Raw genomic sequence first — 14,032 nt, 5'->3', positions numbered from 1 at the left:
CAGCCCCGCAGCGAACAACAAATTTCGGTGTCCGTGGCGAGGAAGGTTGGAATGATCAGCTCGAACTTCAAGGCCGGGCAGGCTGTCCAGACGCCTACACTTGAAACGAAAATGCCGTCGCTTCGCGCCCGAGGGTTGCCAAATGCACAACGATATCAGTGCGCAGGACTTGCGAATCAGCCACGACGATCTGGGTGATCTTTCAAGCGGCCAATCGATCTACATTGGCTGTGCAGGCTGGAGCGTGGCACGCGAGCATGCGGCGGCGTTCCCGGGTGAGGGCACCCACCTTCAGCGTTACGCTTCGCGGCTCAATGGCGTTGAAATCAACAGCTCGTTTTACCGACCCCATCGTCAGCAAACGTATGCCCGCTGGGCCGACTCCGTACCTCGAGGCTTTCGCTTTTGCGTAAAAGTACCCAAGCAGATTACCCACGAGCGGCGCTTGGCGGGCTGTGAACAACGACTGGAAACATTCCTCGCACAGTGCTCAGGCTTGGGCGAGCGTCTTGGCTGTCTGCTGGTGCAACTGCCGCCGTCGCTGGCGTTTGATGAAGCAGTTACGGAGCGTTTCTTTACGGCCCTGAGGGAGCAGTATCGCGGGGCGGTGGTATTGGAACCGCGACATGTCACCTGGGCCAGTGCCGAGCCTGTATTGATAGCCTATGGCATTGCTCAGGCGGCAGTCGATCCCTCTCGCATCGGCACGGACACCACACCGCGAGGTGCGCCCGGTATGGAATATTGGCGCCTGCATGGCTCCCCGCATCTCTATTACAGCCCTTACGATTCGCAATACCTAGCCAGTCTTGCGGCGCGTCTGAAAACAGCCGCCGCGCGCAGTAGTGTGTGGTGCATCTTCGACAATACCGCGAGTGGGGCAGCGCTGAGCAATGCGCTGGAAATAATGGCACTGCGGGCAGGCACGAGTAAGAGCTAGCGGCCATCTTAAAAAATCAAAAAACCGATAAGGGCAAGTCATCTAGAAACGCGGTTAACTCCCGGCGATGACGCAAGTGCAACACCCGAATCTGCGGCCCTATGGCCAGACGTACGGCCTCAATACTGGACGATAACCTCGGTCGAAACCCACACGTTCGGCACGAGCCGCCCGTCACCCAATCGGTCATCCGGGCATGCAACTATCCGTGTCCTTTCTTCAACCCTTTCAAGCGCACATTCGCCCGTTGCACAGCAGCCATTTTTTCAGGGCGCTTCATGCGTTTCCACTTTCGGATGTCTTCCTTGCTGCGCCCGCAACTCACACACAAGTCGCCACTCAGTTGGCAAACCGAGATGCAGGGGTTTTCGATTTCTTTAGCCATGGTCAGTCACCTTTGGCCGTGTGCAGTCTAGCCAGGCGACGGTGCCAGTCGCCGGCGTGAGCGCGTTGGCATTCTTGCTCAGAGTCGAAACGAACATTGCGCGCGGAAGGGGTCACGTCGATGTTGGCTTCCTTCAAGGCAATGGCCGTCAACTCAAAAATGCGGGCCTTCGCGTCAACCTCGGCGAGCGTTTTGTCAGCCAGGGTTTCGAACACCCAGATGACTTTCAGGGTTTGCGCCAATGCGCTCAGGTCTGCGGTGTGAGTGAGCCAGGCGAAGCCTTTGATTTCGCCTTTTGCGATTTCGCACGCTTCGGTCAGCGTCGTAATCAACTGGCGTTCGATCCGCGCCAGTTCACGTTTCCCGGGTGGCATGCGAGGTTCCTTTGGAAGTTAGGGTGCAATGGCGCTGAGTCATGCCAGTCGGAACTCGACCGTCAGATGGCTGACTTCGTGAACGGGCTTGAGGCGTTCGCGAATGCTCTCGGCGTTTACGGTGGCTTCCCCCAGGACGCTGACAATGGCCGCATGGGCTTGCGGTCCAACTCGCCAGACATGCAAGTCGGTGATGGTGGCGTCCCCCGGTTTCTCGACAAGTTCACGGATTTCATCAGCAATGTGAGCGTCTGTCTGATCCAGCAGCACACCGGCGGTGGTCCCCATCAAGGTCCAGGCCCAACGCGCGATAACGACGGCGCCGACGATGCCGATGACCGGGTCCAGCCATACCCAACCCAGATAACGGCCGGCGAGCAGTGCAGCAATGGCCAGCACCGAAGTCAGCGCGTCTGCGATGACATGGATGTAAGCCGATTTCAGGTTGTTGTCGTGACCGTGATGGGCGTGGCTATGGTCGTGATCGTCATGATCGTGACCATGGCTGTGCCCGTGGCCCAGCAGCAAAGCACTGACGATATTGACGAGCAAGCCGGCAATCGCGATGAGCGTCGCGGTGCCGAACTGAACGTCCGTTGGCTGCAAGAGGCGCATGACCGATTCAACGCCAATGCCCAGGGAAACCATGCCGAGAATCAGCGCCGAGGCGAATCCGCCCAGGTCTCCGACCTTTCCGGTGCCGAAACTGTAGCGCTGGCTGGTGGCATGGCGCCTTGCGTATCCGTAAGCGGCCGCGGCGATGCCCAAGGCGCCGGCATGGGTTGCCATGTGAAAGCCATCGGCCAGTAGTGCCATTGAACCGGTGATGTACCCGGCGGCGATCTCGCCCACCATCATCGCAACGGTCAGTGCCACCACCCAAAGCGTGCGCTTGGCATTTTGGTCGTGCGCCGAGCCCAGGAATACATGGTTGTGCGTGTAGCTGCTGTGGGTGCTGCTCATGAGTATTGACCTGGATGGCTTCACTTGGAGTAACGGCGAATAACTTCAAGCAGCTCTTCGACACCCTTGTTACGCTCGGCTTCGCTGAGCGCCGGGTTGGCCACATGCTCGCGCGCATGGTCCTCGATGATTTCCTCCATCAGGCCGTTGATGGCTCCGCGAGTGGCGGCAACGAGGTGCAGTGTCTTGGCGCAATCGAGGTCCGACGCCAATGCCCGTTCAATGGCCTGGATTTGTCCGGCGATACGTTTTACGCGTTTGAGAAGATCGTCTTTGTTCGCTGCGATATGACCCACTGGAAACCCCCTATCTATACGTCGCGGATGATAGGCATACCCCCTATACCTATGCAATGGTCGGCGGACGAACGTCAAGGGAACGATCTACAGGTTTACTTGTGGCGAGGGAGCTTGCTCCCGCTGGTCGCGAAGCGGCCCCGGCGCTTTTCCTGAAAAGCCAGGCCTGCTGGACATTCCAGCGCGAGCAAGCTCCCTCGCAACAGGTGTAGTGGTGAGGCTCAGAGTTTCGGCAATTGCCCGATGCGCCCCATCATTTCGGTGACGATCTGCAAGTCCATCAGGAACTGCTCGGTGGTCTTGAACTCGTTGTCGTTGTGGCCGGTGTACTTGACGTCCGGCATGGCCAGGCCGAATTGCACGCCGTTCGGCAGTTCATGCACCGATGTAGCGCCGGCGGAGGTGCCAAACTCGTGTTTCATACCGAGGTTTTCCGTGGCGACGGCGAGCAGCGCCTTGACCCATTCACCCTCGGGGTTGCGGTACATCGGTTCGGCAACCGACAACTCGAAACCCGGTTTGATGTGGGTCTCGTTGCTCCAGGCGTCCAGCTTGCCGGCGATTTCAGATTTGAGCACTTCAGGGGACTTGCCCTTCGGCACACGCAGGTTGACCGCGAGCTTGAAGGCTTTGTCATCCATTGCAACATAGGTCAGGGACGTGGTCAGCGGGCCCATGAACGGATCGGCGAAACCGACCCCCAATTTGCCACCCAGGTAATCCAGCCCCCAGTTGTCGGCGGCGTAGCGAGCAGCGTCGGTAATTGCGTTGTGCTTGAGCGCGACGTTGCCGTCGAGGCCGTTGATGAATTCGAGCATCCGGGCCACCGGGTTCACGCCGGATTCGGGTTCGGAGGAGTGGGCGGATACGCCGGTGACGGTCAGCTGGACGTTTTTGCCGTCGACTTTGGCCGTGACTTCGAAGTTGCCACCATTGCGCTTGGCGTAATCGGTGCCGGCTTTTTGCAGGTTGGCCGCCAGTTCGGCGGGTTTGTCGGTGACCAGGGTCGCGACGGATCTCGACGGAATCTGATTGGTGGCCAGGCCGCCGGTCATCGAGATGATTTGCGCGCCTTTGCCTTCGGCTTTGCGCTTGGCGAAGCTGGCCATGACCGTGCCGTAGCCTTTCTCGGCGATCACCACCGGGTAGCTGCCGTCCAGCGCCAGGTTGTAGTTGGGTGTGGGGTTACGTTCGAAGTAGTAGGGAATGGCGTCGCCCGTGGTCTCTTCGGTGGTGTCGACCAACAGCTTGAAGTTGCGGGCCAGTGGCAGCCTCTCTTCCTTGATGATCTTCATGGCGTACAGCGCCACCACGATGCCGTTTTTGTCATCCTCGGTGCCGCGCCCGTACATGCGGTCGCCGATCTGCGTGACTTTGAACGGGTCGAGGCGGGTGCCATCCTGCAATACCCAGTTTTCCGGGGTCATCGGCACCACATCGGCATGAGCGTGAATGCCCACGACTTCTTCACCGCTGCCTTCTAGGGAGATCTCGTAAACGCGGTTGTCGACGTTGCGAAAGTTCAGGTTGAACCTCTGGGCGAGGCCCTTGATCTTCTCGGCAATCTTGAGGAATTCAGGGTTCTCGTGCTGTTCAACGCCGTCCACGCGCACTGTCGCAATGGCCACCAGTTCCTTCAGGGTTTCGGTGGCCGCGCTGCCGTATTTCACCCGGGCATAAAGGCCCAGCAGGCGATGGATTTCGTTTTGCTGCTCAGTGCCAAGGGGCTTGTTGTCGAGGAACGCGCTGATGGCCGGGCCGAGGTCGTCGGTCTTGCCGATATCGCTCTTGGACAACGTGCCGAGGAACTGCCTGAAATCCTGGACCGATGCATCGCTGAAGGTCTTGAGGATGCTCGCGCTCTGTTGCGCCGTGATGTTGGCGTGGGCGGTGGTGAAGGTCGAAAGGCTGGCGAGCAGCAGGGTGCTCGTGGCCAGGTGCTTGAGTGAAAAGTCCATTTCTGGAGGGCATTCCTTTGCAGGCGGTTTGTAAGAAATATCTGATCGTCTGATCAGAAACATTTCAAAGCTAACACCACGTGCGTGTGAAACGGGAGCCCCTGAAGTGGGATCTGTCGCACAGCAATGCGAAAGCGGCGCACAAACGAAAAACCGTTGTTCAGTGCTTACATTCTGCCAGTACCACCTGGCAGGTGCCCGGCGTGCCACCGGAGCGGCTGGCGTAGCGAATGCAATTGTTCAGGGATTTTTGCCGCGCCATGCTCAAGGTGTCGCCCCAGGCGAGGCCACCTTCGCCGACGGTGGGCAGTGCTTTGGCGTAGCACGCCGAACCAAGGCCGGAGGCGGCATAGCGCGTCGTCCTGGGTTTGCTTGAACACCCTGCGGTCAACGCCAGGTTGAAGGCGAGCAGGGAAAGCAGGAGCCGTGACGAGCATTGGCGCACCGTGTGTCCTGTCATCCCGGTTCCCCTTAGCCGCCGCGTAATCGAGGCCGCGTCCGATCAGATTAGGCTGCTCTTCGGCCATCGACCAGCGCCGTCGGACAGTTGCTCATCCAGAGTTATGTGTATTTGGTATTAGTGCCATCCGAGAGGACCAATCGCCGTACTAGAGACCGCTGAACAGACTGATAATCACGGCATTGACCAGGTCAATGAAGAAGCCACACACCAGTGGCACGATCAAAAAGGCCTGATGCGCCGCACCATACTTTTGCGTCACCGTCGACATGTTGACGATGGCCGTCGCCGTGGAACCGAGGGCAATCCCGCCGAAACCGGAAGCGATCACACTGGCTTCGTAATCGCGCCCCATGAAACGGAACACCACGAAATACGTGTAGAGGACCGTCAGCAGGATTTGAAGGGTCAACGCGCACAGAATGAACATCAGCGCGCCGCTCAGTTGCCAAAGCTGAAGCCCCATCAGGGCCATGGTCAAGAACATGCCCAGGCAAATGTCGGAGATCAGCGACAGGCCGAGATTGGCGCCGCTCCAGGTTTTCAACCGCTCATCCCCCACGAAGGCGAGCACCAGATGGTGAATGACGATACCCGCAAACAGGCAACTGACGAACTTGGGCAGGGTGACACCGGCATCGACCAGCAGCAGGTTGAGCCCGTAACCGGCCATCAAGGTCAGGTTGAGCCACATCCAGGCCCAGAGTACGTCGTAGTAGTCCAGCGGTTTGCTCTGTTGTTGGTCGAGGATGCCGACCTCCAGCGATGCATCCTGGGACGGCGTCAGGTGATAACGACGAATCAGTCGGTTGGCGATCGGGCCGCCGATGACGCATGCGGCAATCAGGCCGACGGTGTTGCTGGCGATGCCCAGTTCGTGTGCGTTGCTGATACCCAGTTTCTCGACGAACAGCGGTGCCCAGGCCAGTGTGGTGCCGACCCCGCCCGTGAGCGAAATCGAGCCGACCATCAGGCCTGCCTTTGGATCAAGCCCAAACGCCTCGGCCACGCCCATGCCCAACGAGTTTTGCAGCAGTATGAACACCGCGGCGAGCAACAGCAGTATCAGCAGCGGGCGGCCGCCCTTGAGCAGTTGGCGCATGTCCGACTTCAGGCCGATGCCGGCAAAGAAATACAGCAACAGGGTGTCGCGAACCTGCAGGTCGAATTCGATCTGAATTTTCAGGCCGAAGTACAGCAGGGAAGTCACCGCCGCACAGACGAAGCCGCCGACGACCGACTCGGGAATACAGTATTGGCGCAGGAAGGTGTTGTGCTGGACCAGGGTTTTGCCGAGAAACAGCAAAAGGATGGCAAGGGTAAAACTCACGAGGCCGTGTACCTGGAAGAGCTGTGGAGTCATTGAGGGGCTGCCTAAAAGATGAAAAATCATTATCAGGTTTCGGCCATCCAATGCCTGGACCTGTGTCAATGAACGGTCCAAACAGCGAATGCCCAGCCTTGCTCGTCCAGGTCAATACCCGTTACAGGTCACCCGGCGGCGTGAAGACAGCCTAGCCCAAATGGGAAATTCCCACCCTATTTGCGCACAGGCTGGCATCACACTGCCGATGGTCAATCAAACCGCTGATATCAGCGTTTGATCCGGGAAATCTTCGTCCCCTCGATGCTGACGCCCGCCATCAAACCCTGCTGGTCGAAAATAAAGGCATACGCATCGTCTTTTAGCGTCGAGCTGGAGAGGTTCTTCGCCGCCCCTTCATCCACCACCACGACCGTAGGCCCTACACCGATCTCCCAACCCTTGGTTTCGGCGACGTATTTCACCGCTTTATCGGTCATCAGAAACACCACATAACCATACGATTGGGCGCCGGCCTGCAACCCCCACGAGCCGCTGACGGAGTTGTAATAGTCTTGTGCCTTGTCGCCCTTCATTAATACGCCCTCACCGTAGCTACCGCCGAAGACCAGGCCGGCCTTGATGATTTTCGGGAACACCAGCACGGCTTTGGCTTTGTGCGAAATGGTTTCGGAAAAAGGATTGGTTTTGTAGAGGGTTTGCAACGCTTGCCGAGAGTCGGCATTCAGGTCCTCGGCGGTTTCCGCGCTCGCCGTGTTCAAAAAACCGGTGGATGCCAGTGACACAGTTGCAAGGATGATCGATAAAACGAAACGCATTGATCGAGTCATGTCAGTACTCCGATGAGGGAGCAAGGGATGGAACAGTGGGCGTCTGCATCAGACAGGAACCGAACCCACTGAACGTCTCCGGCGCACCCTAAAGTGTGATTTGCAAGCGTCGCGCGTGAAGCCGACAAGCCCGGGGCCGCCGGTCCGTTGCGATGCCATCACCAGTTGTGACAGCTGTGTATCGGCCGGGTTCGCTGTCGGGTGCTGCTTTTGCCAATACATGAGTCGTCGGGAAGGTAATTGCTGACGGCCCGGGTCACGAAGTCAGCGTAGCGATGCAATGTGACCAGACAGCGGCCGTTGCGCAAAAGCGCAAGACTTCCCGAGGAAAAACCGGATAATGGCGGCCATTTCGTTTAGCTCGTTATTCTGGTACGCCCGCATGGAAATCAAGGTCAACTTTCTCGACAACCTTCGACTTGAAGCCAAGTTCGATGACTTCACGGTGGTGGCCGATCAACCGATTCGCTATAAGGGCGATGGTTCGGCGCCGGGTCCGTTCGACTACTTCCTGGCGTCGTCGGCGTTGTGTGCGGCTTACTTTGTGAAGTTGTACTGCCAGACCCGCAATATTCCGACCGACAATATTCGCCTCTCACAGAACAACATTGTTGACCCGGAAAACCGCTACAACCAGATCTTCAAGATTCAGGTCGAGTTGCCGGCCGATATCTGCGAGAAAGACCGCCAGGGCATCTTGCGTTCCATCGACCGCTGCACGGTGAAGAAGGTGGTGCAGGCCGGTCCCGAGTTCGTGATCGAAGAAGTCGAGAACCTGGATGCCGATGCCCAGGCATTGCTGATGCCGGCGTCACAGTCCGAGACGGGCACCTATATTGCCGGCAAGGACCTGCCCCTGGAGCAGACCATCGCCAACATGTCGGGCATTCTGGCCGGCCTGGGCATGAAGATCGAGATCGCTTCGTGGCGCAACATCGTGCCCAATGTCTGGTCGTTGCATATCCGCGATGCGAGCTCGCCGATGTGCTTCACCAACGGCAAGGGCGCGACCAAGGAAGGCGCGCTGGCATCGGCGTTGGGCGAGTTTATCGAACGCCTCAACTGCAACTTCTTCTACAACGACCAGTTCTGGGGCGAAGACATTGCCAATGCGGCGTTTGTGCATTACCCGGAAGAGCGTTGGTTCCTGCCTGGCCCCAAAGGCCAGTTGCCGGAAGATATCCTCGACGAATACTGCCTGAAGATTTACAACGCCGATGGCGAGCTGCGAGGCACGCATCTGTACGACACCAACTCCGGCAACGTAGAGCGCGGTATCTGCTCACTGCCGTTTGTGCGCCAGTGCGATGGCGAGGTCGTGTACTTCCCGTCCAACCTGATCGAAAACCTGTACCTGAGCAATGGCATGAGCGCCGGCAACACCTTGGCCGAGGCACAGGTGCAGTGTCTGTCAGAGATCTTCGAGCGTGCGGTCAAACGCGAAATCCTCGAAGGTGAACTGGCACTGCCCGATGTGCCGCAAGAAGTGCTGGCCAAGTACCCCGGTATCGTGGCCGGTATTCAAGGGCTGGAAGAGCAGGGCTTCCCGGTGCTGGTGAAGGATGCGTCGCTGGGCGGCGAATTCCCGGTGATGTGCGTCACCTTGATGAACCCGCGTACCGGCGGTGTATTTGCCTCGTTCGGCGCACACCCGAGTCTGGAAGTGGCGCTGGAGCGCAGCCTGACCGAATTGTTGCAGGGCCGCAGCTTTGAAGGCTTGAACGATTTGCCGCAGCCGACGTTTGAGGGGCACGCGGTCACTGAGCCGAATAACTTCGTCGAGCACTTCATCGATTCCAGCGGTGTGGTGTCGTGGCGCTTTTTCAGTGCCAAGTCTGACTTCGAATTCGTCGAGTGGGATTTTTCCGGCCAGGGCGAAAACTCCAATACCGAGGAAGCGGCGACGCTGTTCGGCATTCTCGAAGACCTCGGCAAAGAAGTGTACATGGCGGTGTATGAGCACATCGGCGCCAAGGCCTGCCGCATTCTCGTGCCGGGCTACTCGGAAATCTATCCAGTGGAAGACCTGATCTGGGACAACACCAACAAAGCGCTGCAATTCCGTGCCGACATCCTCAATCTGCACAGCCTGAGCAATGTCAGCCTCCGGGCTCTGGTCAAGCGCCTGGAAAACAGCGAGCTGGACGATTACACCGACATCACCACGTTGATCGGCATCGAGTTTGACGACAACACGGCCTGGGGCCAGTTGACGATCCTGGAGTTGAAGCTGCTGATCTATGTCGCCCTGAAGAAGTTCGACGAGGCCAAGGATTTGGTAGAAGCCTTCCTGCAGTACAACGACAACACGGTCGAGCGCGGCTTGTTTTATCAGGCCTTGAACGTGGTGCTGGAAGTGCAGATTGACGACGATCTGCAGCTGGAAGATTACGAAGTGAACTTGCGCCGCATGTTTGGCAACGAGCGGATGGACGCGGTGATCGGTTCGGTCGAGGGCAGTGTGCGTTTCTACGGCCTGACGCCGACGAGCATGAAACTGGAAGGGCTCGACAAGCACCTGCGCCTGATCGACAGCTACAAAAAACTGCACGCGGCGCGAGCCCGCGTGGCTGCTTCATCCCGTTAAGGGATCCGACAAAAAAAGCACCTCAGGTGCTTTTTTTGTTTTGGGGCGCTACTCCATGACCGGCGCCGGTTCGTCGCTGGCCTCGATTTTCGGGGGCTTGATGATCAGCAGCAGCGGCATGACCGCCAGCGACAACAACATCAGCAGCTTGAAGTCATCGAGGTAGGCGATCCAACTGGCTTGCACGGTGACCATGGCGTCCAATGTGGCGCGGCCGGACGCCATCAACGGATCGAGGAAAGCCCTGATCGGCCACGCATCGAAGGCGCGGTTGAAGGGCGTGACGTAGGCACCGATTTCAGCGTGGTTGGCCTGGATATTCTGGGTCAGCAGCACCGTCACGATGGAGATCCCGACGCTGGAGCCGACATTTCGCGACAGGCTGTAAAGCCCGGTCCCTTCCGCGCGCAAGGAAGCGGGCAGGGTTGCGAAGGCTACCGTGGTCAGCGGCACAAACAGCATGCCCAGGCTGGTGCCCTGGATGAACCCGACCCAGATGATGGTTTGTATCGACACATTGGGTGTCCAACCCGTCATCAACCCCATCGACAGCGCCGACAATCCCAGGCCTAGAAGCAGCAACAGGCGGGTATCGACTCTGCCCAGCAGTCGACCGGCCAGGAACATGGTCAGCATCGTGCCCAACCCGCGCGGCCCCATCACCATGCCGGCGGTCAGCACCGGATAGCCCATCAGTGTTTGCAGGTAGGGCGTCATCAGAGCCAGGGAGGCCAGGTAAGTGATGCCGACGATGAAGATGAACACAATGCTGATGGAGAAGTTTCGGTCTTTGAATAGCTGAGGGCTGATGAAGGGTTCGTCCGCAGTGAAGGTGTGCACCAGAAACACATAGAGGGCGACGGCAGCCACGATCGCTTCGATCAGGATTTCGCCGGACGAAAACCAGCCCAGTTGCTCACCGCGGTCGAGGAACAATTGCAGCGCCATGATTGCCACGCTCAGCGAGCCAAAGCCAAGCCAGTCCAGTCGCGATGTGGCGTCGCTCGGCGTTTCGCGCACGTAATAGACGATCCCGGCCAGCGCCAGCAGTCCGATGGGCAAATTGATGAAAAACACCCAGCGCCAACTGAAGTTCTCCGTCAGCCAGCCGCCGAGCATCGGGCCGAGTACAGGGCCGACCATGACCGACACACCGAACAGCGCCATGGCCGAACCGCGCTCCTTGAGGCTGTAGATATCCAGCAGAATACCTTGGGACAGCGGCACCAGCGCCGCACCCGCCAGGCCCTGCAGCAGGCGTGCGAGGATAATTTCCTCCAGCGACTGCGCCAGGCCGCAAAGCATTGATGCCAGGACAAAACCGACAATCGCCCACAGGAGCACGCGTTTACGCCCGAAGCGCCTGGCCAGAAAAGCAGAAGGTGGTGTCATGATGGCTGCCGCGACGATGTAGGACGTCAGCACCCAATTGATTTGGTCCGAACTGGCCGAGATGCTGCCTTGCATGTAGGGCAGGGCGACGTTGGCAATGGTGGTATCGAGCGCTTGCATGATCACCGCCAGCACGACGCAAGCAGTGATCATCCCGCGATGGGCCACCACACCAGTCGTCGCCGGGTTACTCATGGGCGTGAGCCTGGCTCGCGAACAATCCCGAGAACAGATGCGGAACGCCGCGCGCCGAGCCGGTATTGATCTCTGCCTGCACACTCATGCCGGTGCGCAGCGACGGTTTGTCCGCGGCATCATCGATGCGGATGCGCACGGGAATCCGCTGCACGACCTTGACCCAGTTGCCCGTGGTGTTCTGCGCTGGCAGCAACGAGAAACTTGAACCCGACGCGGGGCTGAGGCTGTCGACGGTGCCATGCCATTGCACGCCGGGATAGCTGTCGACACTGATGTCGACAGGTTGGCCGGGTTTGACGTGAGTCAGTTCGGTTTCCTTGGGAGACGCCGCGACCCACAATTGATCGGCCGATACCAGGCTGATGCCCGATTGCGGAGGTTGCAGATAGGCCCCGACTTGCAGGGAATCAACATTGGTCACCACGCCATCAAAGGAAGCCCTGACCACCGAGTTGTTCAGGTTGCGCTGGGCTTCGTCGACAGCGGCCTGGGCGACCAGGTAGGTGGATTGCTGTTCGACCGGTGTTTCGATGTTCCCGCCCAATTGCGCCAGCACCATCTGTGCTGTGGCTTTGGCCACGTTGATTTTTTGTCGGGTACTGTCCAGTGCGTGCTTGGCATCGTCGTAGTTGGTTCTGGACACCGCAGACACGCTGACCAGGGTTTGCTGGCGCTGGAAGCTGGCCTGGTAGTACGCAAGGTCGATTTGCGCCTGGTCGATTTCTGCCTGGGCTTGCTTGTAGTTGGCCTGGAGGTTGAGGATCTGATTACGCACGTTGCTCAGTTGCGCCCTGGCGCCGGCCAACGCAATCTCAAAGGGTTCCGGCCTGAGGGTGAACAGGACCTGGCCTTTGACCACCGGCTGGTTGTCCTTGACCTCGATCGAGGCAACCAGGCCCGAGACATCGGTGGAGACACCGACATGATCGGCTTGGATGTAGGCATTATCGGTTGAAATGATTTGCCCACCCGTGACATAAAAGTAGCCGCTGACCAGCAGCACCACGGGCAACAGCGCGAAGAGTGCCGTGCGTACCCGTTGCCGCTTCAAGCGGGGTGGGGGCGCACTGCTTTGGTCGCCTTCGGTTGTTGCGGGCTCGGATTTGCGGGCTTCAGTCGAGGAGGGGGCTTCCAGTCGTGTGGGCCGTTCGACCGGTGCTTTCAAGTGATGATCAGCCATGCTGGCGCTCCTCCTTGTTGATGGGCAGGCTGCAGGCGTCGATCAGGTTGGCGCGCATGCGCTCCATCATCTGTGTGAGCAGTCGTTCTTCTTCCTCCGAAAACCCGCGGGTTGCCTCCTGGCGTGTCGCCCGGCCCATTTCGCGCATCAGTTCCAAATGCGGGTGAGCTTGCTCGGTCAAATACAGCAGGGACAGGCGGCGATCGGTCGGGTGCCGGCGTCGTTCGACCAGCCCGCGCTCGGCCATTTTGTCCAGCAGGCGCACTAAGGTGATTGACTCAAGCTCCAGGAGATCTGCGAGCCCCTTCTGATGGATGCCTTCATTTTTAGACAACATCGCCAGCACCTGCCATTGCGAGCGGGTGAGGCCGAGATGCCGCGCACGTTGTTCGAAACGTTTGCGCATCAACCGGGCGCTATCGTGCAAGGCAAAACCAAGGGTCAGTGGGTGAGTCATGCTGAAGCCTGCTGGAAAAAGTAAGCTCATCATAGTTTAGCTTGTAATTAGTAGGCTATCTAATTGTGCAAATTGTTTCAGTGGGGGGAGGGTGACCAGTCGCGAGGTGACGAGGCGTTGGAACGCGGCGTCATCGGTGAGTTATTGCCCTGGCTTTTTATCTTTGCTCGGCGAGCCGCTCGAAGTGGCTGCATCCTTTTCTGTCGACTGTGAATCCGTGCCCGAATTAGAGCCTGCCGCTTCCTCGCCCTTTTTGTCGGCTTTCTGCTCTTTGGATTCAGCGCTGCCTGCCTGGTTGAGTCCTGGCATGGCGCTCGGTGGGAGGGTTGAGTCGGCGGTCGTCTTTTCGGCTGCGAGAGAGCAGGTAGAAGAGGCCGACAGGAGTCCAATGAAGATGAGCGCGGCAATATTGCTTTGCATGATGAGCGTCTTCCGTGTGAGGGATATGACTATTGGAAGTTCGCCGATTGTGAAGGTGCGGGTGTCTGGACGGGCGGTAGACATGACCGTTTGAATGGCTCTTCTATATATAGAAGAAGGCGTTTGCTTTTCTCTATAGGCCGCTTTCGGGGTGTTTTGCCCCTTTCAGCAAGTTATTGATCGCAAAGCAAAATCAGTGCTTGACGGCAGATCTGAGGTGTCTATAATTCGCCCCACTTCCGGCGCAGTCGAAACGGAAAACTCCTTG

At 58.5% G+C, this 14,032-nt stretch carries 14 protein-coding genes and 1 pseudogene; 2 read left to right on the top strand and 13 right to left on the bottom strand.

Translation table 11 applies throughout. The features are described 5' to 3' along the window. The first annotated feature begins 142 nt into the window (after nucleotides 1-142). On the top strand, nucleotides 143-940 hold the full coding sequence (locus tag J1D76_RS25000) for a DUF72 domain-containing protein (protein ID WP_421141034.1): 798 nt from the start codon (nucleotides 143-145) through the stop codon (nucleotides 938-940). 16 nt (nucleotides 941-956) lie between these two features. On the opposite strand, the pseudogene J1D76_RS24995 reads toward J1D76_RS25000, so the two are convergent. The 9 genes and pseudogenes from J1D76_RS24995 to J1D76_RS24955 all read right to left on the bottom strand — a co-directional run. Next, nucleotides 957-1,087: pseudogene (locus J1D76_RS24995) on the bottom strand (AAA family ATPase); the annotation flags it as partial. A gap of 55 nt (nucleotides 1,088-1,142) precedes the next feature. Then, complete coding sequence (locus J1D76_RS24990) at nucleotides 1,143-1,325, bottom strand: DUF1289 domain-containing protein (protein ID WP_421141033.1); 183 nt, start codon at nucleotides 1,323-1,325, stop codon at nucleotides 1,143-1,145. Nucleotides 1,326-1,327: 2 nt separating this feature from the next. After that, nucleotides 1,328-1,699: a hypothetical protein gene (locus J1D76_RS24985; RefSeq protein WP_421141031.1), complete on the bottom strand. Its 372-nt coding sequence runs from the start codon at nucleotides 1,697-1,699 to the stop codon at nucleotides 1,328-1,330. Between the two features lie 39 nt (nucleotides 1,700-1,738). Continuing rightward, nucleotides 1,739-2,662, bottom strand: a complete 924-nt coding sequence (dmeF, locus tag J1D76_RS24980; RefSeq protein ID WP_421141029.1) for a CDF family Co(II)/Ni(II) efflux transporter DmeF — start codon at nucleotides 2,660-2,662, stop codon at nucleotides 1,739-1,741. Between the two features lie 20 nt (nucleotides 2,663-2,682). Continuing rightward, nucleotides 2,683-2,958, bottom strand: a complete 276-nt coding sequence (locus J1D76_RS24975; protein ID WP_421141028.1) for a metal/formaldehyde-sensitive transcriptional repressor — start codon at nucleotides 2,956-2,958, stop codon at nucleotides 2,683-2,685. A gap of 221 nt (nucleotides 2,959-3,179) precedes the next feature. Continuing rightward, entirely contained in the window at nucleotides 3,180-4,916 is a 1,737-nt protein-coding gene (locus J1D76_RS24970) for a dipeptidase (RefSeq protein ID WP_421141027.1), read from the bottom strand. A gap of 160 nt (nucleotides 4,917-5,076) precedes the next feature. Further along, complete coding sequence (locus J1D76_RS24965; protein WP_421141026.1) at nucleotides 5,077-5,376, bottom strand: hypothetical protein; 300 nt, start codon at nucleotides 5,374-5,376, stop codon at nucleotides 5,077-5,079. A 148-nt stretch (nucleotides 5,377-5,524) separates the two neighbouring features. Then, on the bottom strand, nucleotides 5,525-6,739 hold the full coding sequence (gene gltS, locus J1D76_RS24960) for a sodium/glutamate symporter (RefSeq protein ID WP_421141025.1): 1,215 nt from the start codon (nucleotides 6,737-6,739) through the stop codon (nucleotides 5,525-5,527). Nucleotides 6,740-6,969: 230 nt separating this feature from the next. Next, nucleotides 6,970-7,530 carry a YSC84-related protein gene (locus tag J1D76_RS24955; RefSeq protein ID WP_421141024.1) on the bottom strand — a complete coding sequence of 187 codons (561 nt, stop codon included), beginning with the start codon at nucleotides 7,528-7,530 and terminating at the stop codon, nucleotides 6,970-6,972. A 382-nt stretch (nucleotides 7,531-7,912) separates the two neighbouring features. Here J1D76_RS24955 and J1D76_RS24950 point away from each other — a divergent pair, with 382 nt between their 5' ends. Further along, nucleotides 7,913-10,117: an OsmC domain/YcaO domain-containing protein gene (locus J1D76_RS24950; protein WP_421141074.1), complete on the top strand. Its 2,205-nt coding sequence runs from the start codon at nucleotides 7,913-7,915 to the stop codon at nucleotides 10,115-10,117. Between the two features lie 48 nt (nucleotides 10,118-10,165). On the opposite strand, the gene J1D76_RS24945 is transcribed toward J1D76_RS24950, so the two are convergent. The 4 genes from J1D76_RS24945 to J1D76_RS24930 form a co-directional block, all read right to left on the bottom strand. Continuing rightward, nucleotides 10,166-11,704 carry a DHA2 family efflux MFS transporter permease subunit gene (locus J1D76_RS24945; protein ID WP_421141023.1) on the bottom strand — a complete coding sequence of 513 codons (1,539 nt, stop codon included), beginning with the start codon at nucleotides 11,702-11,704 and terminating at the stop codon, nucleotides 10,166-10,168. Then, nucleotides 11,697-12,887, bottom strand: a complete 1,191-nt coding sequence (locus tag J1D76_RS24940) for an HlyD family secretion protein (protein WP_421141022.1) — start codon at nucleotides 12,885-12,887, stop codon at nucleotides 11,697-11,699. Before J1D76_RS24940 ends, J1D76_RS24945 begins: the two co-directional genes overlap by 8 nt. Further along, nucleotides 12,880-13,293 (bottom strand): MarR family winged helix-turn-helix transcriptional regulator, encoded by a 414-nt coding sequence (locus tag J1D76_RS24935; protein ID WP_421141021.1) that lies wholly within the window; start codon nucleotides 13,291-13,293, stop codon nucleotides 12,880-12,882. The genes J1D76_RS24940 and J1D76_RS24935 overlap by 8 nt, the downstream gene beginning before the upstream one ends. 192 nt (nucleotides 13,294-13,485) lie before the next feature. Further along, nucleotides 13,486-13,764: a hypothetical protein gene (locus tag J1D76_RS24930; RefSeq protein ID WP_421141020.1), complete on the bottom strand. Its 279-nt coding sequence runs from the start codon at nucleotides 13,762-13,764 to the stop codon at nucleotides 13,486-13,488. Between the last annotated feature and the right edge of the window lie 268 nt (nucleotides 13,765-14,032).

This window comes from Pseudomonas sp. NFX15, from assembly GCF_049132105.1.
In the GTDB taxonomy this organism is placed as follows: domain Bacteria; phylum Pseudomonadota; class Gammaproteobacteria; order Pseudomonadales; family Pseudomonadaceae; genus Aquipseudomonas.
The sequence above is the reverse complement of the archived record's forward strand: the minus strand, read 5'-3'. Positions and strand labels throughout refer to the sequence as shown.